Below are 26084 nucleotides of genomic sequence, written 5' to 3'. Positions count from 1 at the left end.
GACTTGAGCGGAAATCCTTTTTGTTATTGCGATTGATGAAAAGTTCAACAGATCGCTTCACATTGTTCGCAATAATAAAAAGATTGAGAGCGGAAGGCGGATTAAGCTGCCAAAAATATTTTGATTTTAAAATTTAGTTAGGGACAATATCGTTAGAAGACGTGCTGTACAAACCAATCAAACTTCCTGTAAAACCGCCTGCCACATCAGTAGAAAGGATATCTCCGGAAACCGGACCACCAAGATTCTTGAAGTTTTTACCGTCCACAGCGTAATTGAAATTGAGATCATCTTTTTCGCCAACTACCTGCAATTTGATGGTTTTTGAAAGGGCAATCTTTTCGCTTGCAATCAGTTTTGAACTTCCTTTTTCGGTTCTTTCCAGAACGATATAATAGTCTTTGCCTTTTTTGATAATTCCGAAAACGTAGTTGAATCTTTCGCTCTGATAACAAGTGATTCCGGCTAATTCTTTTTCAGATTTTGGTTTGAAATCAAGTGTTACTGAAGTTTCAAAATCTTCGTGCTGTAATCTGTGGAATAATGCCGAAACCGGAGCCAATGCTTTGATATTCGTTTCCATAGGATTCACTTTTACGCCATATTTAGTAACCGTAATGAAATTTTCGCGAGGTCCACGCATTGCAATCCATCGGAAATCAAGATTTTTGTCTGTCAGTTTATCGTTGTATGTGAAATTTCCGTTCGGGAAAAATCCGTTTTCTCCGGTTTGATTTTTTACGCCTTCCGGTAATTTCAATTTTGGCTTCATTGGAACTAAACCGTTTTCAAAAACAGGATATTTACCACTCCAGTCTACGGGAAGAATGAAGGTTTCTCTTCCGTGGTTCACACGACCTTTTTCGTTGGGACGAATGGCCAAAAACACGCCGTAATATTTTCCATCAGGCGTTTCCACCAAATCGGCGTGACCAGCCCAATCTACTTTATCTTTTCTGTCTTTCGGAAAATATCTTTGAGTTAAAATAGGATTATTTTTCGCAGGAATGAAAGGCCCTTTCGGAGAATCTGACATAAAAATAACTTCACTATGGTTACCGCCAGTTCCGCCTTCTGCGCACATCAGGAAATATTTTCCGTTCTTTTTATATAAATGTGGACCTTCTATCCAGATTGGTTTTTGGGAAAGATCCACGCCACCGTTCACAATAATTTTATCTGAACCAGCCACAACCTGATCTTTTTCCAAATCATAATCCCACATTTTGATGACACGGTGACCGTTGTACTGCTCTGTTCCTTTTGGTGGTGCATCATTGTGAACAATGTAGGCTTTACCGTCGTCATCAAAGAAAATGGCAGGATCGATTCCGTCGAAATTCAGTTTCTTAACTTCACTCCAGCCTTTTGCAGGATCTTTTGTTTTCACGACCATATTTCCGACTCCGCCGGCAATCTGGGTGGTAATCATATAAAACGTGTCATTGTACTTGTTGTATTTGATATCCGGCGCATAAATTCCCTGAGAGACGCCTCCTTTTTCTACTTTAAGCTGAGAAGGTCTGTCGAGAACGTGACCAACCTGTTTCCAGTTTACCAAATCTTTAGAAGTAAAAATCGGAACGCCCGGAAACATTGAAAATGAAGAATTCACCAGGTAATAATCGTCTCCTTTTCTTGTAATACTCGGATCGGGATAACAGCCCTGAAGAATTGGAGTGTAAAACTCGTTTTCTTTGAGAGGATTGTTTGCGTAGATTTTATCATTTCCTTTGTAGGAAAAGTCCGTGAAGGTTTGTGCTGAAAAACTGCTTACCGAAAGTAAAGCGAGAGCAGCAAAAATGCAGGTTCTGTTTCGAACAAAATTGGGATTCATTGTTATCTTTTTCATTGTTATATTTTAGATTATGATTTAATTTTTAAAGTGTAAGTTTTGCCTGCTTCTGTCGGAAAATCGTACTTGAATTCTTCCTTCATTTTGACCGCATTCAATTTTGCTTCCGGCGAAATTATCGGGTTTTTAATTTCAGGAGTTTCAAAAAAAGGATTTGTGTTTTTGCCTTCTGATTTTTTGAGTTTCGATTTTCCTTTTAATTCCATTTCATTGGGAACGCTGATTCTGCAATTTCCGCCAAGAGTCGACTTGATAATTACTTCCGTCGCCTGATGATCTTTCCAAACAATGCTGATCTCGAAACCGCCATATGCTTTCAGTCCGGAAATATTTCCATTTTTCCATTCGTCGGGAAGTGCGGGTAAAATGTCGATGCTTCCGTTTTGGGTCTGCAAAAGCATTTCGGTAATTCCTGAAGTACAGCCAAAATTTCCGTCAATCTGAAACGGCGGATGGGCATCAAATAAGTTTGGATAGGTTCCGCCATTTTGTCCCCGACCGTCTTTTTCCACCAAAGTCAATTGGTCTTTTATTAATTTGTTGGCGTGATTTCCATCCAGAAGTTTAGCCCAGAGATTGATTTTCCAGCCCATCGACCAACCTGTGGAAACGTCGCCACGGTGTAATAAAACAGTTTTTGCAGCATCAAAAAGTTCCGGTGTTGTGACAGGATTGATTTGATTACCTGGAAACAATCCGTACAAATGCGAAACGTGTCTGTGATTGTCGTTCGGGTTGTCCCAATCTTCCATCCATTCCTGCAGCTGCCCATAGCGGCCGATTTTCATTGGTGGTAATTTTGAAATGATATTATTCCAGACCGAAATTTTATCTGAATCTACATTTAAAATCTGTGCAGCTTTTTTAGTTTTGTTAAATAAATCAAACATCAGCTGGTTATCCATCGTATTTCCTGCTGCCAAAGCACTTCCTTTGTTTCCCTTAGGAATATTTTCGGGAGACATCGACGGACTCACTACGAGCCATTTGTGTGTAGGTTCTTCTATCAGGAAATCTTCGTAGAACTGTGTCGCGGATTTCAGAACGGGATAAATAGATTTTAGATAATTTTCATCTCCATTATAAAGGTATTTTTCCCACAAATGCTGAGAGAGCCACGCGCTTCCCATCGGCCATTGTCCTGCATTGGCGAAATCGACAACACCTGTAATTCTCCAGATATCCGTGTTGTGATGTGCGACCCAACCTCGGCTTTTGTACATTACTTTTGCTGTTTCTGCTCCGGTTACGCTCAAATCTTTGATCAGTTGAATCAGCGGTTCGTGCATTTCCGGAAGGCTGGTCTTTTCTGCCGGCCAGTAATTCATTTCCGTATTGATGTTGATGGTGTATTTGCTGTCCCACGCCGGTTTGTTGGAGTTGTTCCAAATCCCCTGAAGATTGGCAGGCTGTCCGCCCGGTTGCGATGAGGAAATTAAAAGATAGCGTCCGAACTGATAATAGAGTGAAACGAGCTCAGGATCGTAAGTTGTTGCAAAGTTTTTAATTCGAATATCTGTTGGAAATTGTGATGCAGGAGAAGTTCCAAGATCTAGCTCTAGCCTTTTGAAATAATTCTGATAATTTTTGAGATGATTTTTAAATAAAGTATTGAAATTTTTAGTTTCTGATTGTGCAATATATTTTTTGCTTTTGGAAACTTCATCTGTATTTAAAGTTTTGTAGTCTGTGAAATTGGTGGCGATTGAAATAAGAATCATTACTTCATCGGCATTGGCAACAGAAATGCCGTTTCCTAAAATAGAAGTTTTTCCGCCTTTGGTAATGAATTTCGCCAGTGCATTGAACTTCACTTGTCCCTGAACACCGTCCAGCGTGGAAGAAAGGCCATTCATCTGCAAGGTATTGGCATCAATCGCATTTGCATTTTTTTTGAGTTCGCTGTCGAATCCGGCATTGAAAGTCAGTGCATTTTTTTTGTCTGAACTCAGTTTTATCACAATAACCTGATCCGGAATTGACGCAAAAACTTCTCTTTTATAATGAATTCCGTTGGAAGAAAAAGTGGTTGTTGTGATTGCTTTTTCAATATCAAGTTCACGGTAATAATCTTTAACATCGCCAAGATTATTAAAATCAAGATTCAAATCACCGATATTCTGAAATGCCGAACCGTGAAGTGTTTTTGCCGTTAAGCCTTTATTGGAAAGGATTTCCGCTCTTTTGTAATTTCCATTAAATAAATAATAGCGGATAGAATCCAACACTTTGGGACCATCCGGATTATCATTTCTTGAAGGACCGCCCGACCAAAAAGTTCCTTCGTTGAGCTGCAGTTTCTCTCTGTAAGGATCTCCAAAGACCATCGCTGCCAGTCTGCCGTTTCCAATCGGTAACGCTTCCACCCATTGAATGGCAGGTTTATCATACCAAAGCTTATATTTCCCTCCTTTTTGGGCAAAGGAAAATGTGGTTAGGAAAAGACACAAGGTTAATATGGAAAACTTCAAGTTCATATTTCATTTTTAAAATGTCAAACCGATTTTATCTGATTTTTCGAAGGTTTTCTGTTAATGATCCAGATGATTCCCCATGCCGCGATGTAAGACATTCCTGCAATAAAGAAAATGATGTTGTAACCGCCGTTGATGTTGCCTGATTTTTTGAAAGTATCAAGCACAATTCCGATGAATAACGGGAAAATAATTCCTGCGACTGAACCGAGCATTCCGCCAAAACCGATCACAGAACTTACATAATTGTTTGGAAGTTTATCGCCAACCGTCGTCATCAGATTTGCACCCCAGCCCTGATGTGCGGCCGTCGCAAAAGCAATGATAATCGTGATCATCCACATATTGTCGACATATTTTGAAAACATGACCGGCACAACCATCAGTGCAAATAAGAGCATCGTAACGCTTCTCGCTTTTTTGATTTCCCAGCCTTTTTTAATGAGCATTGAAGAAAGGTAACCGCCGCCAATACTACCGAGCGTCGTTCCACTATAAATAATGATTAAAGGAATCGAAGGTTTTGATAAGTCCATTTTGAAAACATCCGCAAAATATGCCGGAAGCCAAAACATGAAGAAATACCAGATCGGGTCGGTCATCACTTTTCCAATCGCAAAAGACCATGTGACTTTATATTTTAAAATTTCGGAAAGCGGCACTTTAGACTGCTCTTCAGTGATTCCTGCCTGATCGCTTTTTATGTATGCGAGTTCTTCTTTGCTGAGTTTATTTGTCTTTTCCGGGATTTGATAAAATCTCCACCACAGAACAATCCAAACCAAACCAATCGCACCAATCCAGACAAAAGTCTGTCTCCATCCGTAATTAGCAAGGATGAACGGCACGAGAAGCGGCGCTAAAATTGCTCCGACGGTCGCTCCGGAATTAAAAATTCCTGTCGCTAATGCTCTTTCTTTTTTCGGAAACCATTCGGCAACTGATTTTATCGCCGCCGGAAAATTTCCTGCTTCGCTGATTCCGAGTGTACTTCTCGCAATTAAAAATCCGACGGTGCTTTTTACAAAACCATGACCGATAGACGCTAAACTCCATACAATCAACGAAACTGCGTACCCGATTTTTGTCCCGACTCTGTCGATGAATCTTCCCATCGCCAGATATCCGATGGCATACGTCGTCGTAAAAGCCATTACAATGTAGCTGTAATCCTTTTCGTCCCAGTTAAATTCCTTTTCAAGAACAGGTTTCAGCAAACCCATCACCTGTCGGTCGAGATAATTGATGGTCGTGGCGAGAAAGACCAGCGAAAGCATAAACCACCTGATATTTTGGTTTTTTGGAGCCTGCATTTAGTTCTGATTTAATTGTTGTAATAGTTTTTTTACTTTTTCTGTAAGTTGTTCTGTTGAAAGATCAGATTTCATAAGCGAACTTCCCAAACCAACAGCAACTGCGCCGCCTGCAAGCCATTCTTTGATGTCCTTAAGATCAGCATCTACGCCCCCAGTCGGCATAAAATTCATTCCCGAAAAAACCGGCTGAATTGATTTAATATAATTTTTTCCAAGCGCATCGGCAGGGAAAATTTTAACCATTCTAAGTCCGTTTTGATACGCGATATTAACTTCGGAAGGCGAGAAACAACCTGGAATCATCAGAATATTTTTAGCTGCAGATTCTTTTACCAAATCTTCATTCATAATCGGTGTGATCACAAAATCGGCTTTCGCATCAATGTAATTTTGTAGCTCTTCTTTATTTTTAATCGTTCCGATTCCCAATAAAAGTCCCGGGAATTCTGACGCTGAAATCTCTTTAAGTTTTGTGAAATTTTCAAGAGCCTTCGCACCGCGGTTTGTATATTCAATCGCGCGAATTCCTGCGTCATAAAGAGCTTTCGTGAGATTTTTAGAAACTTCAAAAGACTCGTTGTAAAAAAGCGGAAGAATTTTTTGATCTTTTATGGTTTGAATAATCGCATACATGGTGTAAAGTTTTTTTAAATGAAGAGGAAGGAAAATTTATTCAATTGAAATAGAAGCATCGATCGTATCGCCTTCCACAAAAAGTTTTTTGAAAGCAACCTGCGTCGCATCTTCGAGAATTTGCTGATTCGGATTTTTTCTAATGTGGCCGTGAATAAGCGCTGCCATGAAAGAATCGCCGCTGCCCACGCGCTCTTTTATTTCTTCGGAATGGTATTTTTTTGAAACCAAAAGCTGGTTTTCAGAAAACATTGTCGCCGAATAATTAACTGTATTTCCATCAGTAAACCGAAAAGTATTGGCAACCGTTTTTACATTCGGATAGCTATTCTGAACTTCTTTAGCCGAGTTTTCAGCTTGTTTTAAAAGATTTTCATCATCAAAATTTCCGTTGAGCTCGTGCTTAATTGGGATTTCCAGAAACTGCTCTACCGACCAGATATTCCCCATCAAAACGGTAACGTAAGGCATCATATTTTTGACTCTTTCAGCCGGATTTTTTCCCTGCCAAAGTGAGGCGCGGTAATTTAAATCAAGCGAAACGCGAATATTTCTGCGCGCTGCTTCTTTCATCAAATCAAGACACTTTTTATACGCGTTTTCGCTCAAAGCTGGAGTAATCGTACTGATGTGAAGCCACTGAACATCGCTAAAAATTTCGTCAAAGCTAAATGCAGAAAATTCTGATTCAGTGAAAACTGAAGGAAAACGGTCGTAAACAACCTGCGCATGCTGCATGTCGCCATCTGAAGACAGATAAAAAGTGCCCATTCTACTGCAGTTTTTTTCGGCAAGAACTTCAATATTTTTATTTTCTAACTGAGATTCCAGCTGGTTTCCGATAAAATTTTCTGGTAAAGCCGTAAGCATTTTTACAGGATGATTCCACTGAGAAAGTGCAGATGCGACATTGTACTCCGCGCCGCCCAAAAAAACTTTCATGGCCTGATGATCAAACCAATTTCCAGAAGAATCCGGAGCAAAATGAAGGAGTAATTCTCCAAAGCAAAGTATTTTTTGTGAAGCCATCTTTAGTTTTTCAAGTTAATCTCGATTGGTAAGATCAAGATTTTCAGTTATAGAATTACATCTTCATTATCTGCAGGAATTTTTCTCAAAACTCCTGCGCGATAACTTCCTTTCATTAGATTTACTTCAAACTTTTAAAATTTGAAATAGTTTTTGACATTATGATAGCAAATGTCCTGTATAATTTTTCCGATCCATTCTTCGTCATTAGGCAAAAGTCCGCGCTCCATTTCAGAACCAAACATGTTGCAGAGAAGCCGGCGAAAATATTCGTGTCGAGAGAACGACAGAAAGCTGCGGGAATCGGTGAGCATTCCGATAAAAGTGCTGATCAACCCGAGGTTTGAAACGGCGTTCATCTGTTTTTCCATGCCGTCGAGCTGATCCATAAACCACCAAGCGGCGCCAAACTGCAATTTTCCTTTAATGCCTCCTTCGTTAAAATTTCCGGCCATCGTTGCCAAAACTTCGTTTAATACCGGATTTAAAGTATAAATAATTGATTTTGCTAAAAGATTTTCGCGGTTGAGCCCGTCAAACATTACGCTCATCCTCTGCGCAAAATACGTTTCACCAATCGCGTCATAACCGGAATTAGCACCGATTTTCTGAAGCATCTGCGAATTATTATTTCTCGTCGCACCGACGTGAAACTGCTGCACCCAACCTTTCGCTGCGTACATTTTGCAAAGCTCTTTCAGAAGAAAACCTGTAAGCGCTTCAGGATTTGAAAATGATTTTTTATTTCCAGCTAAAAATTCGCTGAATTCTTTATTTAAAGTTTCATTCCACAAATTGGTATCGGGGAAATACTCGAAACCGTGATCGGAAATTCCCGCCCCGTTTTCATGGAAATAATTAATTCTGTTTTGTAAAGCTTCGAGTAAATCATCCGCTGAAAGAATATTTTTTCCTGAAGAAATTTCAAGCTTTTGGAGATTTTTACGATAAATTTCCGCGTCGGTAATCGCGATATAAATATCGGGTCGAAAGGCCGGAAAAACCTGTGTCTGAAAATCAGATTTTTCTATATTCTGATGAAATTCCAGCGAATCTGAAGGATCGTCGGTTGTACAAAGGGTTTCAACCTTAAATTTCTGAAGCAAGGCCTGCGGACGAAAACCATCAGACTGCAGCGCTTCATTCATTTTATCATAAACCGATTCCGCATTTTTTGAAGAAAGATATTCTGTAATTCCGAAAGGATTTTTAAGTTCCAAATGCGTCCAGTGAAACAGCGGATTTCGAAGCGTATACGGCACAACTTCAGCCCATTTACTGAATTTTTCTTCGTCCGTTGCGTCTCCGGAAATATATTTTTCTTCAATACCAAAATTCCGCATCGCGCGCCATTTGTAATGATCGCCATCCAGCCAGATCGCCGTCGGTGAACGGAAATTTTGGTTTTTTGCAATAACGTCAGGCTCCAGATGATTGTGATAATCGATAATCGGAAGATCTTTTGCATAACCGAAATAGAGTTTTTGCGCCTGCGGCGATTCAAGCAAAAAAGCGTCTCCGAAAATCTCTTTATTAATATTAAACTCGCTCATATTTTCCTTTCTACATTCGTCTGAGAATTTTTTCTATAAACTGATTTCTTGTTTTAAACGCCACTGAATGCGCTGAAACCACCATCAACAGGTAGCAAAGCACCTGTGATAAAACTCGCTGCATCCGAACATAGAAACTGTACCGCACCGTTGAGTTCTTCCACATCACCGAAACGTCCCATCGGTGTTTTGGCAATCACTTTTTTGCTGCGGTCGGTCAAAGAACCGTCTGGATTAATCAGAATTGCACGGTTTTGGTCTCCGATAAAAAATCCGGGAGCAACCGCATTTACACGTATTTTATCGCCAAATTTTAAAGCAACATCAGACGCAAGCCATTGTGTAAAATTGGTAATTGCTGATTTTGCAGCAGAATATCCCGCCACTCGCGTGATCGCAGAATACGCAGCCATCGAAGAAATATTCACGATGCTTCCACTTCCCTGCTCAGCCATTACTTTACCAAAAACGTAGCTTGGATACACGGTTCCGTTAATATTTAAATCAGTCACTTCGTTCCAGCCAGACATATCCATATCGAAAAAAGACTGATCTGCGGACAAAGTAGCTGTCGGAATATTTCCGCCGGCGATATTTAAAAGGATATCAATTTTCCCGAATCTTTCTTTGATTTTTTCAGCGGCATTTTCAAGGCTTTCAATGTTCATCACATTCGCTTCCACCGCTAAAACATTGTCCTGATTTTGGGTAAATTCTTTTACAGAGGCATCAAGTTTTTCCTGATTTCTGCCTAAAGCCACGACTTTTGCGCCGGCCTGCAGAAAACTTTTCGCAAGACTTCCACCCAATACGCCGGATGCGCCGGTGATGATGGCCACTTTATCTTTTATGCTGAATATTTCGTTCATTTTTTTAGGTTTTAAATTTAAATCTGATCGAAATTTTTATCTAATTTTTCTTTGACATTTCGTTCTGCACCGCTGCCATCACGCCTTCAATCTGACCTAAAGCAAGCATTCTTCCAAGAAAAGAATATCCAGGATTGTAACCTTTACCTATGTCGTCAGTGAGCAGTCTTCCGTGATCAATTCTCATTGGCAATGCTGGGTTTTCTTTCTCAAAAACAAGAATCACTTCAATCAGCTGGCCTCTTCCGCCCAAATGGTGCGCTTCGATGAAATCTCCGTTTTCGGAAACTTCAGTACTTCTTAAATGGACAAATTTTGTACGCTTAGCAAATTTCTGAGCTAAAGCCGGAACATCGTTCTGAAGATTTGCGCTAAGTGATCCGGCGCAGAATGTGAGGCCGTTGTGCGGATTGTCGACGGCGTTTAAAAGCCAGTCGATGTCTTCTTCATTGGTAACAATTCGCGGTAAACCAAGCAAAGAATATGGCGGATCGTCGGGATGCACGCACATCTGAATATCGTATTGCTCGCAGACCGGCATTATTTTTTCGAGGAAATATTTTAAATTTTCGCGTAGCAGATTTTTATCGATTCCTGTATAAAGAGAAAGCAGATTTTTGAATTTTTCAACAGGGTTGAGTTCGCCTTCTTTTATGTTTCCATTAACGAAACCCTGTGTTTTCACGATTACAGAATCAATGAGATCTTCCTTATCTTTTTCGGTAAGCGATTGTTTCAGCTGATCAACTTTGTGAAGAATTTCCTGTGTGTAATCTTTCTCGGCGCCTTCTCTTTTTAAAATATAAATTTCGAAATAGGCGAATTTAGCCTTATCAAAAAACAGCGATGAAGAACCGTCTTCCCATTCATGGAAAAGGTCGGTACGCGCCCAATCGAGCACGGGCATAAAATTGTAGCAAACGGTTTTAATACCGGCTTTACCGAGATTTTCTAAACTTTGGATATAATTTTCAATCAGTAAATCCCGGTCTTCACCTCCGTATTTGATTGCCTCACTTACAGGAAGACTTTCAACTACCGACCAACGAAGACCGTGATTTTCTATATTTTTTTTATAATCAAGAATAGCATCCAGTGGCCAGATTTCACCATTTGAAATATCGTGCAGCGCAGAAACAATGCCTTCTACACCAATCTGACGAAGCATATTGAGCTGAATTTTATCTTTTTTGCCAAACCATCTCCATGTTCTTTCCATAAAAAATGTCGTCTAATTTTTAATAGTAAAAACAAAGCAGATGCGTAGCACATCTACTTTGTTCAATTTAATATGAAGTAAAAAATAATTCAATTAATAACCAGGATTCTGGTATTTTGCCTTGATATCGGCAGGAACCTGCATTGCATCAAGCTGAGACTGAGGAATTGGTCTCAAATAATGGAATGGCTGAATCGTTCTTGTAACTGTCTGAGGCGTGTGATCCCCGTAATTAGAGCCACCAATCTGATAAGTTGTAGAATAATCTTTCCATTTCTGAGTACGTACCAAATCGTACCATCTGTAGAACTCGCCGTAATATTCTCTCGATCTTTCTGCAAGAATATAATCGATAGTGATCGTTGCTGGAGTGGCAGCAATCATTGCAGCGCTGTTATCTGCTACAAATGGTGCGTTTTGAGCATTGTTAAATTTCCATTTTCCTGCTCTTGCACGGATTACATTAAGTAAATCTCTCGCAGACATTGCACCTGAAGCACCTTTTACAGCAGCTTCGGCAGCGATAAAGTAGAATTCTGAAAATTTAGCTACGTTGAAAGGTCTCGTCAAACCGGCATTCGGATATCCTAAACCATTCGGATCATCTGTACGGTAAGTACCGATTTTCCAAAGACCCGGATACATCATACGGCTGATCCCGTTTGGAGCAACCACCCAGTCAGCTCTTCCTGGAAGCGTTCCGGCGCCTACTCCGCTTTGCCCTGCACCGGCAGGATATGTAGGCAATACAGAATCATCATTCAAGAAGGATAAAATTGCTCCGCCTGGAGTTACAGGTAAATTATTGGCATTGTATAGAACGGAGTTTGTAACGCCACCTTTGTTCCAGTTTCCTCTGTATGTAGTAACAAAAGTACCGTCGTATCTAGAGTCTGTCGTTTTATCTGAGAATGTATTTTTGATTACCCCAATCGGTGGTGCCATACGAACCCATGGTCTGCCTAGAGACTGCGCTGCTTCACGCTGTACAGAACTTACTGTATTTGTATATGATGTTGCAGAGGTGCTTGTTCTGATTGCTGTGTAGTTCCAGGTCTGCATCCAGGCCGCGAAGTTATCCGGCGCCCAGCCTGAGCCAAAACCTACAGGATCACTTTCATTGTAAAATGCACTTGCCTGGGTGTGATCTGCATACAGCATGCATTCAGAATTTCTATCATTAGACCCGACATTTACATCATAAAATGTGGGCTGTAAACTGTATGGCCCTGGCGACGCGATACCGGCCATCGCTACATCGTATGCCTGCTGAAAATAATATGCAGCATTTTTCCCGTCAGGATCAACTCGTGGTGTATCAGGATAAGTAGGTATATTTCCTGGATTTTGAAGCCACCATCCATACGTCAGGTAAGCTTTGGCCAAAAACAATCTGGCTACGTTTTTAGTTACACCTCCGGTAACTCTAGGGCTTGCGGGCAAATTATCTATTGCCTTTTTCAAATCTGGGAAAATCGCCTTTGTATACACTTCCGTAACAGTATTTCTCTTAGAAGAAGTAGTTGGATTAACGTTAAAAGCAAGTTCGCCAGATCCAAGATCTAACGGCACACCGCCATAGGTCTGTACCAGCATAAAATAATCAAAAGCTCTGAAAAATCTCGCTTCTGAAACAATTGATTCTGCTACATTAAATTTTGGACCTCTTTCTATAATCGCATTAGCTGTATTAATATTTGGAAATACAGAATTCCAGATCATACTTGGCGGAAAAGTATTTGGTGTAATATTCCCATTTCCAGACATATCCAGTTCACGGAAGTTACCGTCGGCACTCTGCGCAAAAGTAGATTCATCTGTACCATTCTGACAGTTGCTCATAAAATATCCATTACCATAGAGCAGTCTCAAATGACGGTACATAGAAGGTAAACTTGCATTGATACCATCGGCAGTATTGAAATAATCTACGGTGTATGTGGCTCTAGGCTGCTCATCAAGTATTTCGTTACATCCTGTAAAAGTCAGGGAAAGAAATACTGCACCTAAAATCAGTTTTTTATTTAATTTTATCATGACTTTGTATTTTAGAAAGTTAAATTAATTCCAATAAGATAATTTCTTGATGATGGATTATTGGCTCCCACGATCAATTGACGTACATTATAATTGGTATTCACTGCTTGGTTTTCGTTTCCACGTGAATTTGGCTCAGGATCCATACCTGAAAACTTGTGATATGGAGAGAATAAAACTAATGGATTTGTAACGGTGCAGTATAATCTTAATGCACTAATTTTTAAATTATCCATTAACTGTTTATCAAAATTATATCCCAAAGTAATTGTACGAATCTTCAGATAAGAAGCATCAAACATTGCAAGTGTTGAGGCGTACTTTGGATTATCACCGCTTAAGTGTCTGCCAGGTCTCGGGAAATAAGCTCCAGTATTATCTTCAGTCCAGTAATCAACCTGTACGTTGTTTCCTCTACCAGTAAGTCGGTTTAGGTAGCTGGATGGACCATATAATGCACTGATCAAAATTCCGCCGCTCTGAAATGCAGCCACAGTACTCAAATCAAAATTCTTATAGGCAAATTTCATATTGAAACCACCCTGAAACTTTGGCGCCGTATTGAAAACCTGTCTATCAGATTCATTAATCGCTCTTACAGGTGTACCATCTGCATTGTAACCTCCTGTATAAAGAACTTTAATTGAACCGACAACATCTGCAGCAGTACCAGGCTCTAAAATATTTTGGTAGGCATCACCAGCCTGCCAAAGACCAACATATTTATAATCATAGATCGCATTAATATTATACCCTACAAACCAACCATTTATAATGTCTCTGGTAGTACCATCAGCTAGAGCAACGATTTTATTTCTGTTTGTGTAGAGATTTCCTCCAACATCCCAGGAAAATCCTTCAGGATTATTGAAGATAGATGCATTAACTGCGAATTCCCAGCCTTTGTTTTCTGTTTCCGCAACGTTTTCTGTAATAATTGTTAAACCAGAAGAAGCGGGAAGCTGTTTTGGATTTAAGAGATCCAGAGTGTTCGTTTTGTAATATTCTACACTACCCGTAATTCTATTATTGAACAAACCGAAATCTACACCATAATTTTGAGTTTTAGAGTATTCCCAACTAAGATTTGCATTTGGTGCCTCAGTAACATAAACACCTGTTGTATTTGTTGTACCAAAATTATAAGGAACAACTCCAAGTAATCCCAAAGTAGAGTATGGTTTAACACTTTGATTTGCAGTTTGTCCAATACCTGCTCTTAGTTTAAATAGATTCAGAGCCTTTATGTTTTGCATAAAAGACTCATTTGTGACTGTCCAGCCTACAGAAAGTGCAGGATAAGTATGCCATTTATTACCTGGAGCCAAACGTGAAGATCCGTCCGCACGCAGTGTTGCAGTGATCATATATTTGTTATCAAACGTATACATCGCTCTTCCCATCCCAGATATCAAACCAAACTGTCTGTATGCCTGATTTGAAGGATTTATCTGAATGTCTGCCTGCGGCGCCTGACCGATATTATAATATTGGAAAAAATCTGCAGGAACATTTCTGGCACTTATAAAAGAGCTTACAAATCTGTTTCCCTCAGCGGAATATAATCCAACTGCATTGATTTTATGCTTACCAAATGTACGGTCGTACGTTAAAAGGTTTTCAATTAGCCAGTGATATGTCTGATTATTACCTTTCCCGGCACTTGAAGGTCCCAATGGATTGGTATTGAAAACGCCCATACCCACATAACTACCGCTGTTTGATGTACGATAATCTAAACCAACATTTAACTTATATTTTAAACCATTAATGATGCTTACTTCGCCGTACATATTATTATATGATGCGAAATCTTTAATCTCATCAACATATTTATCGCCCAGACCTTCGAGACGTTGTCTAGTATATACCCATGACTGATCAATTCCTCCGGCAGTTGTTACCACAGATTTTAAACTTCCATCTGTATTATAAGGGTTGATTAAAGGTGAATAGCCTAAAACAGCGCCTGGACTTATACCATTAGCCGCAGTTTCTGAGTAGTTTGTATTTGTAGTAAAACCAATTTTAAATCTTTTGCCCAATTGCTGATCAACTGCCATTCTTAAAGCAAATCTCTCGTAGCTCTGTAGCGGAATAAGTGCATCCTGTTTGAAATAAGATAATCCAACATTATAATTACCACCCTCGGAACCACCAGAGATACCAATATCATGGTTCATGATCATTGCCGGTTTGTAATATAATTTTTGCCAGTCAGTATTTGTATTTACGTTCTCGTCTCCGTTGGTTGTATATATACCAGCATAACTTCTAAGTTTAGCGAAGGACGGACCGTCCATCATAGGATAACGGGAAAATAAAGTCTGCACTCCGTTGAAAGAGTTATATGAAAATCTTGCTTTCTGACCTCTGCTGCCTCTGTTTGTTGTTACCAAGATTACCCCGTTTGCTCCTCTTGATCCGTAAATCGCCGTTGCAGAGGCATCTTTTAAGATATCAATACTTTTAATATCAGATGAACTGATATCGCTTAAAGATCCCACAAACGGTACTCCATCAAGAATTACCAGAGGATCATTGCCATCAGCCTGGAAAGATCGTACACCACGTATTCTAATTTGAAGCGCCGCTCCGGGTTTTGTAGAATTCTGCTGGATGTCAACACCCGCGGCACGGCCCTGTAAAGCCTGCGTGATGTTTGCTGAAGGCACTTCGCGCAAAGCGTCGCCTTTTACCTGTACTACAGATCCTGTTACCGCTTCTTTTCTCTGTGTACCATACCCGATTACGACAACCTCCTCAATTTTCTTTTCTTTCTGAATCGTATCATTTCCACTCTGAGAATAAACCAAACCCGTAGGTAATAAGGTCATGGCAAAAAATAATGCCGCCTTATTGTTTTTACTAAAATAAAATAGGTTCATAATGATTATAATGTTTTTAAAGATTATTAAGCAGAAAAGCAGCATACAGATGCAGATTGCTTTTCTGCCGATTTTTTTAGAGAGACATATTCACGATCGATTCAAAAAGCTCCTGCTTACCGCTTTTCGGCTGAGGCTCGCCCATCTCGTGTGCGATTTTTTGCAGATCTTCTAAAGTAAGATTTCCGTCTTCGAAAGATTTCCCGTTGCCGGAATCGAATGAAGCATATCTTTCTGTTCTCAGTTTTTTGTAATCTGAATTTTCAAGAACGTCTGCTGCTGCAGAAAGTCCTTTAGCAAAAGCATCCATCCCTGATACGTGTGCGATAAACAAATCATCAGCATCAATAGAATTTCTTCTGATTTTTGCGTCGAAGTTTACACCACCATTCCCAAGACCACCGCCTTCAAGAATCACCAACCAAGCCTGAGTCAGTTCAAGATAATCAATCGGAAATTGGTCTGTATCCCAACCGTTTTGATAATCTCCTCTGTTGGCATCGATGCTTCCCAACATTCCTGCATCAACAGCTGCCTGAAGTTCGTGCTCGAAAGTGTGACCCGCCAAAGTAGCGTGATTGACCTCAAGATTTAATTTAAAATCTTTATCTAAACCGTAGTTTTTAAGAAAACCGATTACCGTCTCAGCATCGTAATCATACTGATGTTTTGTAGGTTCCATCGGCTTTGGCTCGATAAGAAAAGTTCCTGTAAAACCTTCTTTTCTTGCATAATCGCGGGACATCGTGAGGAATCTTGCCAGATGCTCTTTTTCACGCTTCATGTCTGTATTCAAAAGGCTCATATAACCTTCTCTACCGCCCCAGAATACGTAGTTTTCTCCGCCAAGAGCGATTGTAGCGTCAATTGAATTTTTAACCTGAGTTCCGGCGCAAGCCACCACATCAAAATTCGGGTTGGTAGAAGCTCCGTTCATGTATCTTTCGTGTGTGAAAACATTGGCAGTTCCCCAAAGAAGTTTGATGCCGGTTTCGTTCTGTTTTTCTTTCGCGAAATCTGTGATTTCCTGAAGATTTTTCTCGTACTGTCTCCAGTTATCGGCAGGATCTACCAGGTCGATATCGTGAAAGCAATAATATCCAAATCCCATTTTCTGCATAAACTCGAAGCCCGCATCCATTTTATATTTCGCACGCGAAATTGCATCTGCACCGCCAGCCCAAGGATGTTTGATGGTAGGAACTCCGAAAGGATCGCTGCCGTCTGCGCACAAGGTGTGCCACCAAGCCATTGCAAAACGCATCCATTCTTTCATCGGTTTTCCCATCACGATTCTGTCGGCCTCATAATGACGGAAAGCCATCGGATTTCTGCTTTCTGTGCCTTCAAATTTTATCTGATCAATTCCTGGGAAAAACGCTTTGGTTTCTGTTAAAATATTCATGTTTTCGTATATATTATTTTAAATTTAATTCTGATTTTGATATGAAAATCTCCTGCTCACCGCTTTATTTTGCTTCGGTAAGCTTTATTTTTTCCTAAAAGTTTTGTGTTTTACATGATCTCACTGAGGTGCTTCCTCCACCTTGTATAGGCTTCCATGTACTGATCGCGCTTCTCTGTTTCGGGTTCTATGACTGCGATTTTTTCGAGAGATGCAAAGGCTTCGTTGGTATCAGCATAAAAATTAATTCCGATTCCTGCTGCTCTTGCGGCACCCACGGCACCGTCTGTATCGTAAAGCTCGATCACCGCATTGCTCACACTGGCAAGTGACTGGCGGAAGAGCGAACTCAAAAACATATTGGCATTTCCAGCTCGGATAACCTGAATATCCATTCCCATTTCGCGCATGATGTTCATCCCATATTCATAAGAAAAAACAATGGCTTCCTGAGCCGCACGAAGTACATCGCCTTTAGAATGAATATTAAAATTAATTCCGTGAATTGAGCAGCTGGTATCGCGGTTTTCTAAAACTCTTTCGGCGCCATTACCAAAAGGAATAATACTTAAACCTTTAGAACCGATGGTTGAAAGTGACGCCAATTCATTCATATCGCCGTATGAAGAAAGCGACGTGGCGAAATTATGTTTCAGCCATGAATTTAAAATCCCGGTACCGTTAATGCAAAGCAAAACGCCTAATCTGGTTTGCTCTTCGGTATGATTTACGTGAGCAAATGTATTTACCCGTGAAAGTTTATCGTAATCCAGCTGATCCAAAACGCCGTAGACAACACCCGAAGTTCCCGCTGTGGAAGCGATTTCACCCGGATTAAATACATTCAGCGAAAGTGCATTGTTTGGCTGATCTCCGGCTCTGTACGAAATCGGGGTTCCTTCTTTTAAACCTAATTCGGCAGCTGCTGAAGCAGAAACTGTAGCCTGAATACCAAAAGTCGGAACAATCTGCGGGAAAAAGCTTTTGGGAATTCCGTAATAATTGATCACGTCCTCAGAAATGCAGTTGTTTTTAAAATCCCAAAAAATTCCTTCAGACAAACCTTCTACTGTGATTCCTATTTCGCCGGAAAGTTTCATCGCGATGTAGTCTCCCGGAAGCATTATTTTATCAATTTTCTCAAAAATTTCCGGTTCGTGCTCTTTTACCCAAGCCAGTTTTGAAGCGGTAAAATTCCCAGGAGAATTTAGCAGATGCGAAAGACATTTTTCTTCTCCTATCTCTTTAAAAGCTTTTTCGCCATAAGGTACTGCACGGCTGTCACACCAGATAATAGATGGTCTTAGAAGATTCAGATCTTTATCTACCAGAATAAGACCGTGCATCTGCCAGGTAATGCCGATGCCTTTGATGTCTTCTGGATCTACACCAGAATGATGCATCACAGATTCGTGCGCCAGTTTCAGATTCGTCCACCAGTCAGCAGGATTCTGCTCTGCCCAACCCGGATTGGAGGCAATAATTTTCATCTCTTTTTTCGGAGAAAAGTCTGAAGCAATGATTTTTCCGCTGGAAGCCTCAATGAGACAAACTTTTACAGAAGAACTGCCGATATCATATCCTAGCAAATACATTTTTTATAGAAGGCTTTTTTGAATTAAATTAATTTTGAAGTACTTTTTTTGTACACTTTTGCGTCGAACTTATAATATCTCGCGGCTCTGTGCGATACGTTTTTCTCGATTTCTTCCAAAGGAATGATGTGATGAAACGACGATATTTTTTTATGAAAGTTTTTTATATCTATATACTTTTCGCTCAGCGCCGTATATAACTGATACAGCTGTCTGATGGTAAATTTCTTCGGAAGAAGCTCAAAAATAATGGAAAAGTCAGATTCTATCCATTTTCTAATCTCTACGAGAGATTCTTTGATAATCTTATTATGATCAAATGGCAGCTCCGGAATCTGATCAACCGGATACCAATCTACCGTGCTGTACTTACTGCTGTTAATCTTATGATCTATTTTGCACAAAGACAAATATGCTACAGTGATAATTCTGTCGATATCATGCTGATATTCGCTATCCATCCACTGTCTGTCACGGTCGCTGCTCGCTCTCATTGGATCTGCAAAACATTTGAACTGTTTCAGCACCATTTTTCTGATACCTGTCAGCTCGTGCAAAACGCGTTCTGCAGCATCATCTACATCTTCTTCGCTGTAGATAAGGCTGCCGGGAAGTTTTATCTGACTTTCCTGATTTGGGTTTGTTTCGTGCTTCTGCACCAGCAATACGTTGAGTCTGTTTTCCAGATCATATCCAAAAACAACACAGTCTACAGAAACGTACGTATGAATAAAATTTGATCCCATCTGAATGTTAACATTTAGGTAACATTACAAATATAAAAATTCATATCAATAAAAAAAATAAAATTATCATTACCTACTGCATATCAGTACATTACATATCTATTTTTTATGATAAGTATATAGTTAGTTTTATGATAAGCTTATCATATATGAGATACAATTAACATTTATAAATATTAAGTTAACAATCCTTTATGAAATTCACAGGCGTCATAGAGCATTGAGAAATTGCTCAAATTTTAATGATAAGGAATATGGGAATTATGAATAAAAAAAAATGAGGATAAGTGTAAAGAATTACATTTTTCAATAAAAATACGGTTGAAATACAGAATAATTTTTACCGTTTCTTAGGGTATAGAATATAATTCTTGAAAAAGTCAAAATATAAGCCAAAGTCTTTTTGTTAACTTTTAATGAAAAAATTGTTACGAAATTTTATAAAAAGGTTCGTAATAAAATAATGTAGTGATCAACTCCTGCATTTGGTTTAAAAAAAAATCCAGAACAACATTTAGAAGTTCTGGAGTTTTCTTTCAGAGTACGGCAGTTTTAAAACACCGCTCTTTTTCTGAACAATCTCAAAATAATATTTAATGCTACAACCACAGCTGCAATTATCGCTGCGATATAAACAATGTAATTTTTATTCTGATTGGCGACAGAAATTGCGATAAGCGCCCAGACAGCAACGACGGCAAATGCGTTCATATTTCTTTGCCAGATCATATATAAATGAAGGATCGTGGCGATGGTAATCATGGTCAAAGTCCAATACATTTCAGAAATACCGAATCCGTCCCACTCTATTTTCTTCAGATACGTCGCGATGTCTGCAATCAGCGCTACAGAAATCCATCCGGAATAAATATAAAATGGCAGTCGAAGAAAAAGTGTTGTTTTGAGATCACGTGATTCGATAATTTCATGATTATTTAAGATGATTTTTAATAAAGAAATCAGCAGCACAATCATAACCGGAATTGTCAGGAAGAGATAACCGTTCAGCCATGTGAAGATCCACATACTGTTTGCAAGACAGGAAACGATGAACCACCAGCCAATATTCAATACCGTTTTTTCTTTAAGATCTGTATTTTTTGTAAACGGGCCGTAATATATGGCAAAACCCAAAAGCAAAGTATAGATAAGTCCCCAAATGGAAAACGCATAACCAGCCGGTGTAAAGAGATTCCGGTAATCTGCTGAAACACTACCAACGGTTTCATCATTGATAATTCCAGTATTTGAAAGGTAATTGATGCCAACTGTTGCCAACAAAGCGATCAAATTTAAAATCTGTAACTGCTTAACCATAATTTAATTTTAAAAAGTTATGACATAAATAAATTTCATGTTTTGTCTTTAACAAAAAACGCGCAGTTTCATCTTATTTTTTTGGAAATCAAAGTATTTAATGTGTTGAATGACCTCTGGATTGTTATTTTAAAGGTGTGGAAGGATATGCGATTCAAAGTTCGGAAGATATCAGCTATAATGACATTGCAATTTAAATGAGTTAATTGACAGGCAAACCGATCCGTTTTTCAGCAGGTTTCAAATCAAAACTATATTACAACACTGTTCGGGATAACACCACAATTCGGAAGCTTTTGCAGATTCGTTTACTGAGATGTTGATGGCAATTGGTAAAGTTTGTACGATGCTGAACTCAAAAAAGATGATAGTACAACAACTGTTAGGAACTGGTTACAGGAAAATGTAGTTGATAAAATAAGGCCACGCGGATGTACTAAACAGGCAGATGGCATCTGTTCTGCATCACTTAGCAAAGTCAAGTAAAATAAATAGAATAAATACTAACAAAACATGGCGAATATGATAAAAGTATGTATTGCAGGCGGCACCGGTTGGGCAGGTTCTGAATTGAGCAAAGGCGTTTTTAAACATCCAAATATGGAATTGGTTGGAGCAATTTCGAGAAAGCACAAAGGAGAAAATTTAGGTAATGTTCTTAAATTAGGTTACGCAGACATTCCAATTTTTGGTGATATCGAAACTGCATTAAAAGAAATTGATTTTGATGTACTGGTAGAATATACGAAGCCAGACATCGCAAAGAAGAATATTGTCTCTTGTCTTAAAAAAGGTAAAAATGTAGTTATCGGCACTTCGGGGCTTACAGATGAAGATTATTCAGAAATAGAAAAAACAACAGACGAAAACAATGCCTCTGTATTGGCTGTAGGAAACTTTGCAATCACAGTCGTGTTGCTTCAAAAGTTTTCTGAAATGGCGGCAAAATATATCCCAAACTTTGAGATTATAGATTATGCCCAAGAGGACAAGATAGATGCACCAAGTGGAACTGCACGGGAACTGGCCTACCGACTTTCAAAAGTTCAGAAACCAAATCAATATGTTACCGAAGAGGATCTGATTGGCGAAAAAGCCAGTCGCGGCGCAAAACTCAATGAAGTTCAGGTGCATTCCGTGAGACTTCCGGGTCATGTAATTTCTATTGAAACAATTTTTGGATTGAAGGATGAAAGGCTGTCCATTCGTCACGATTCAGGATCAAGTGCAGAACCTTATGTAAAAGGTGGACTTTTAGCAATTGAAAAAGTGGGAACCTTCAAAGGATTAAGAAGAGGTCTTGACAGTGTGATGGAATTCTAAACCAATGCACTGGGATTTGAGCATTCTGTAAATTTGATTAAAAATTGCTTAATATCAATGTGCATTCTTTTTCACTTTTTTCCTATTAAGAAACGATAAGTTTTTATCTTTTAAGCGAAGCAGATTAATATAAAATGCTGAACTAATGTTTAACGAGATCGTGATTCTTTTAGTAAATAACTTGAGCAATGTAGTATTGATTGAATATTTTTAAATCCTCGTATTTGTGCGGCGTACTTTTTGACATGAGATCAACAAATTTCCTACTATGAAACTTCGATCTCTATTTTATACTTCCTCCATTATATTGCTTGCAGGTATAGCGTCAATACAGTGCCGGTCAAGTGATGACACTAATGACTCTGATAATTCAAATTCCGCAGAACTCACAGTGTATGCCGCAGGCCGCGAAGGATATAAAGCCAAATACTGGAAAAACGGAACTGCAATGATGTTAAGTCAAGGATCAGGCAGCTCGGACGTTAGAGGCATGGTCATTGTCGGAGATGTTGTGTACAACGTAGGATACGAAGTCAACGCTAATGGAAAATATGTGGCCAAGTTGTGGAAAAACGGTGTGGCTACAGATCTGACGGACGGATCAAGAGACGCTTATGCAAACGACATTTTCATCAGCGGAAATGATATATATGTCGCAGGACAGGAAATGAAGACTGGTGAAACGACATATGAGGCAAAATACTGGAAAAATGGAGTGGCAGTTAATCTTACAGATCAGGCGCAAAATGTTATTGCCACAGGTATAGCGGTAGTTGGAAACGATGTATATGTCATTGGTGAGCGCAGAATGCAGAATTGGATTGCGCCTGTTACCTGCTACTGGAAAAACGGTCAGAGAACAGATCTTTCAGATCAAACCACCACGCCAGATGACCAGGACATTACGATATCGGGCAACGATGTATACATGATGTGGTCAGTTTCTTATAACAGTTTTGGACAACTGCAAACGAGGTACTCTAAAAATCTGGCAACTCCTACACTAATTCAGGATGGAACTTCTTATGCTGGTGGAACCGCCATCGCAGTTAAAGGAAATGATGTCTATATTGCCGGAACCGGCATCTTACCTAACAGCCAGTCTCTGGTAGCAAAATACTGGAAAAACGGTTTGCCTTTTACGCTGGGTTCCGATGGTTCTGCGGCATTAAGCATAGATATATCCGGTAAAGGTATTTATGTGGGAGGATATCAGCAAGTTTCGGGTGGAGGATCTGAAGGTGTATATTGGGCAAACGGTAAAACTCAGCAGATTACAAGTGGGACAGGAAGTGGAATGATCAGACAGATATTCGTTAAAGAAAAGTAATTTAGAGAAGCTTCAAATTTTCGCTATAGAATTTATAATCGTACAAGTGCCTCATATAACTGCTGTGTAATCTGTCATAAATCTGCATCGCTAATAGTAAGAATATATCCACGCAACTCGAAGATATTGAGAAGAACAAAAATAGCAGATGAAAGAAAACAGTTATTTTTAATAAACAGCATTAAGATCTACCTCTGATTATATTTTGAAAAAATTCTGATAAAATTTAAAATTACTTTAAGGGAATAAAATTAAATACTTATTGAATAAAGTGTTGATGTATCGCAATACACAATATGATTATACTGTTTTTACTTAGATCTCCTCCACCCATCGAAAAGTCAGATTAATCCGCTCTTTCATCGGTAAGCTCGATTTTGCGATACGGTGCTCCCAATACTCCTGAAGATTGCCCTTCATGAGCAGCAGCGATCCTTCAGGCANATTAATCCGCTCTTTCATCGGTAAGCTCGATTTTGCGATACGGTGCTCCCAATACTCCTGAAGATTGCCCTTCATGAGCAGCAGCGATCCTTCAGGCAATGGAATCGAATACCTGCTTTGATGATGGTCTTTCTTTCTGAAATCAAACTTCCGGGTTTGTCCCATACTTAAAGAAGCAATCACAGGACGGTCACCAAATCTACTGTCTTTATCCGTATGCCAAGCTACGGAATCGTTATTATCACGGTATAAATTAAGCAGCACAAAATTAAATTTTAGACCGATAACATTCTCGATGCGATTCTTCAGAGCCAACAATTCAGGAGTCCAGTCGTTCACCTCACATTCTTTTCCACCCAACCGGTTTGAAGTAGCCTTATCACGCCAAGCTACGGAATCGTTATTATCACGGTATAAATTAAGCAGCACAGAATTAAATTTTAGCCCGAAAACATTCTCGATGCGATTCTTCAGAGCCAACAATTCAGGAGTCCAGTCGTTCACCTCACATTCTTTTCCACCCAACCGGTTTGAAGTAGCCTTATCACCATACCATTCGGTCAGCCGCGGCGTCAGGACTTTTCTATCATACATACTCTGCGTACTCTGTTTCCATGGTGTACTGGCCAGAAGATCATTAAATATGACACGGGATTCTTCTGATGACAGGAAATGTTCCCTGAACTCCAGAAGATCTTCGGGAAAATTATAAAACTCCTCTGCGCTGAATAAACTGAGCTGACCCATATTTGATAACTGTTTTTTCTATTTACTTGATTCCGCAACGGGAGTTACTCTTCCCTATGTTGTAAGATTTATTGCAGAAATCTTTTTTTCTTCAGCCATTAAAGGCTTACTGCACTCGTTTATCCTGACCTCTGATCTCCGACCTTAATTCCTCGAACATGCTTCTGATCTCCTGATATTCAATATTCTCAATTCGCAGCTCCTTCGTATTGATGCTGCAGGCAAACTCCCATATTTCATACACTTCAGACCATTTAATTTCGTAAGGTTCATAAAAAGAGTTGTCAGAGCTCACGAAACTTCCCGAATCATTCTGCTTTGAATATCTCTTGTAAACAATACCGTCTTTTGTGATAAAGATGTAGGTCTTCCCTTTTTTCAGATCTTTTTTATCTTCCAGGTATTTACCGACAATATAAGTTCCGTCATTATAAGGCGGCATCGAGTCTCCATCTGCAGGAAAAGCCCTGAACTTTCCGTTTCTTAAAAACGGAAGTGAAAGATGCTGCAGACCTTCTACAAATTCCGGATCGTTATATCCGTTGAGATATCCCATACTTGCTTTTTGCGGAACGATTTCTATCCGGTTCTCCCCKGTCTGATCCACTTTCATCGGAAGTAATATTCTGTTGTTTGGAAGATTCACAACATCATCCATCGGATACTTCCGCAGATCCACGGTCAGCAACAAATCAATACTCACTTTATAGTATTTAGAAAGTTTGACAAGAATCTCAATTGGAGGTTCCGACCGACCGTCTTCATAAGTTGCATACCTTCCCCGGGTGATCGATATTTCATCGCTGACCTTTTGCTGAGATGCTTTCATCTTATCTCTTAAAAACCTGATGTTTTCTGAAAAAATTGACATTGCTATAAATTATAGCAACAAATATACATAATTCTGCAATAAAACGTAATAATTTTACGGGATGGAAAGAGCAATTGTGCATATGGATTTGGATACGTTCTTTGTTTCCTGCGAACGGCTGAAAAACTCCGAACTGGAGAAAAAGCCTGTAATCATCGGAGGCGGAGACCGTGGTGTGGTAGCATCCTGTTCTTATGAGGCAAGATTTTTCGGGGTGCGGAGTGCCATGCCTATTAAAATGGCGTTGCGATTATGTCCTGAAGCAAGAATTATCAGAGGGGATATGGAAATGTATTCCAAAGTGTCGCATCTGGTTACAGAGGTCATTCAGGAAAAAGTGTTTGTTCTGGAAAAAGCAAGCAYCGATGAATTTTATTTGGATCTGTCAGGCATGGATAAATTCTTTGGATGTTACCGTTGGACCAATGATATT

The 26084-nt window shown here is 39.5% G+C and carries 18 protein-coding genes and 1 pseudogene; 3 read left to right on the top strand and 16 right to left on the bottom strand.

All coding sequences use genetic code 11. From position 1 onward, the window contains the following. Nucleotides 1-133: 133 nt before the first annotated feature. From ASG01_RS00095 to ASG01_RS00030, 14 genes are all read right to left on the bottom strand, one after another. The gene (locus tag ASG01_RS00095; RefSeq protein WP_082498261.1) at nt 134-1852 is read right to left on the bottom strand and encodes a glycoside hydrolase family 43 protein; all 1719 of its coding nucleotides are present in this window, start codon (nt 1850-1852) and stop codon (nt 134-136) included. A gap of 14 nt (nt 1853-1866) precedes the next feature. After that, on the bottom strand, nt 1867-4332 hold the full coding sequence (locus ASG01_RS00090; protein ID WP_055858074.1) for a glycosyl hydrolase family 95 catalytic domain-containing protein: 2466 nt from the start codon (nt 4330-4332) through the stop codon (nt 1867-1869). A gap of 17 nt (nt 4333-4349) precedes the next feature. Then, nucleotides 4350-5642, bottom strand: coding sequence for an MFS transporter (locus ASG01_RS00085; protein ID WP_055858071.1), 1293 nt, complete (start codon nt 5640-5642; stop codon nt 4350-4352). Continuing rightward, entirely contained in the window at nt 5643-6278 is a 636-nt protein-coding gene (locus ASG01_RS00080) for a bifunctional 4-hydroxy-2-oxoglutarate aldolase/2-dehydro-3-deoxy-phosphogluconate aldolase (protein ID WP_055858066.1), read from the bottom strand. It lies immediately after the preceding gene. Between the two features lie 36 nt (nt 6279-6314). Beyond that, nucleotides 6315-7307 (bottom strand): sugar kinase, encoded by a 993-nt coding sequence (locus tag ASG01_RS00075; RefSeq protein ID WP_055858061.1) that lies wholly within the window; start codon nt 7305-7307, stop codon nt 6315-6317. A gap of 134 nt (nt 7308-7441) precedes the next feature. Continuing rightward, nucleotides 7442-8860, bottom strand: coding sequence for a glucuronate isomerase (gene uxaC / locus ASG01_RS00070; protein WP_055858059.1), 1419 nt, complete (start codon nt 8858-8860; stop codon nt 7442-7444). A gap of 53 nt (nt 8861-8913) precedes the next feature. Continuing rightward, entirely contained in the window at nt 8914-9729 is an 816-nt protein-coding gene (locus ASG01_RS00065; RefSeq protein WP_055858057.1) for an SDR family oxidoreductase, read from the bottom strand. A gap of 40 nt (nt 9730-9769) precedes the next feature. Continuing rightward, on the bottom strand, nt 9770-10948 hold the full coding sequence (gene uxuA / locus ASG01_RS00060; RefSeq protein ID WP_055858054.1) for a mannonate dehydratase: 1179 nt from the start codon (nt 10946-10948) through the stop codon (nt 9770-9772). A 93-nt stretch (nt 10949-11041) separates the two neighbouring features. Continuing rightward, a complete protein-coding gene (locus ASG01_RS00055) occupies nt 11042-12985 on the bottom strand; it encodes a RagB/SusD family nutrient uptake outer membrane protein (RefSeq protein WP_055858051.1) in 1944 nt (647 codons plus the stop codon). Between the two features lie 11 nt (nt 12986-12996). Continuing rightward, complete coding sequence (locus ASG01_RS00050) at nt 12997-15873, bottom strand: SusC/RagA family TonB-linked outer membrane protein (RefSeq protein WP_055858049.1); 2877 nt, start codon at nt 15871-15873, stop codon at nt 12997-12999. Between the two features lie 76 nt (nt 15874-15949). Next, a complete protein-coding gene (gene xylA / locus ASG01_RS00045; protein ID WP_055858045.1) occupies nt 15950-17278 on the bottom strand; it encodes a xylose isomerase in 1329 nt (442 codons plus the stop codon). Between the two features lie 110 nt (nt 17279-17388). Continuing rightward, nucleotides 17389-18873: a xylulokinase gene (locus ASG01_RS00040; RefSeq protein ID WP_055858041.1), complete on the bottom strand. Its 1485-nt coding sequence runs from the start codon at nt 18871-18873 to the stop codon at nt 17389-17391. 23 nt (nt 18874-18896) lie between these two features. After that, nucleotides 18897-19619, bottom strand: coding sequence for an NUDIX hydrolase (locus ASG01_RS00035; RefSeq protein ID WP_055858038.1), 723 nt, complete (start codon nt 19617-19619; stop codon nt 18897-18899). Between the two features lie 552 nt (nt 19620-20171). Beyond that, nucleotides 20172-20936 (bottom strand): hypothetical protein, encoded by a 765-nt coding sequence (locus tag ASG01_RS00030; protein ID WP_055858033.1) that lies wholly within the window; start codon nt 20934-20936, stop codon nt 20172-20174. Between the two features lie 522 nt (nt 20937-21458). On the opposite strand from ASG01_RS00030, the gene dapB reads away from it, so the two are divergent. After that, the gene (gene dapB / locus ASG01_RS00025; RefSeq protein WP_055861967.1) at nt 21459-22259 is read left to right on the top strand and encodes a 4-hydroxy-tetrahydrodipicolinate reductase; all 801 of its coding nucleotides are present in this window, start codon (nt 21459-21461) and stop codon (nt 22257-22259) included. 268 nt (nt 22260-22527) lie between these two features. Then, the gene (locus ASG01_RS00020; protein ID WP_131725299.1) at nt 22528-23589 is read left to right on the top strand and encodes a hypothetical protein; all 1062 of its coding nucleotides are present in this window, start codon (nt 22528-22530) and stop codon (nt 23587-23589) included. 444 nt (nt 23590-24033) lie between these two features. Here the strand turns inward: ASG01_RS00020 and ASG01_RS16145 are convergent. Together ASG01_RS16145 and ASG01_RS00010 are read right to left on the bottom strand one after the other, a co-directional pair. After that, on the bottom strand, nt 24034-24780 hold a 747-nt coding region (locus ASG01_RS16145; protein ID WP_055861964.1), incomplete at its 3' end, for an alpha-ketoglutarate-dependent dioxygenase AlkB family protein. Between the two features lie 106 nt (nt 24781-24886). After that, entirely contained in the window at nt 24887-25651 is a 765-nt protein-coding gene (locus ASG01_RS00010) for an XRE family transcriptional regulator (protein WP_055858025.1), read from the bottom strand. Between the two features lie 61 nt (nt 25652-25712). On the opposite strand from ASG01_RS00010, the pseudogene ASG01_RS00005 reads away from it, so the two are divergent. After that, a pseudogene (locus tag ASG01_RS00005) lies at nt 25713-26084 on the top strand (DNA polymerase IV); the annotation flags it as partial.

Source organism: Chryseobacterium sp. Leaf180 (assembly GCF_001424585.1).
Classification (GTDB): Bacteria; Bacteroidota; Bacteroidia; order Flavobacteriales; family Weeksellaceae; genus Chryseobacterium.
This window is presented reverse-complemented; position numbering and strand designations above follow the sequence as displayed.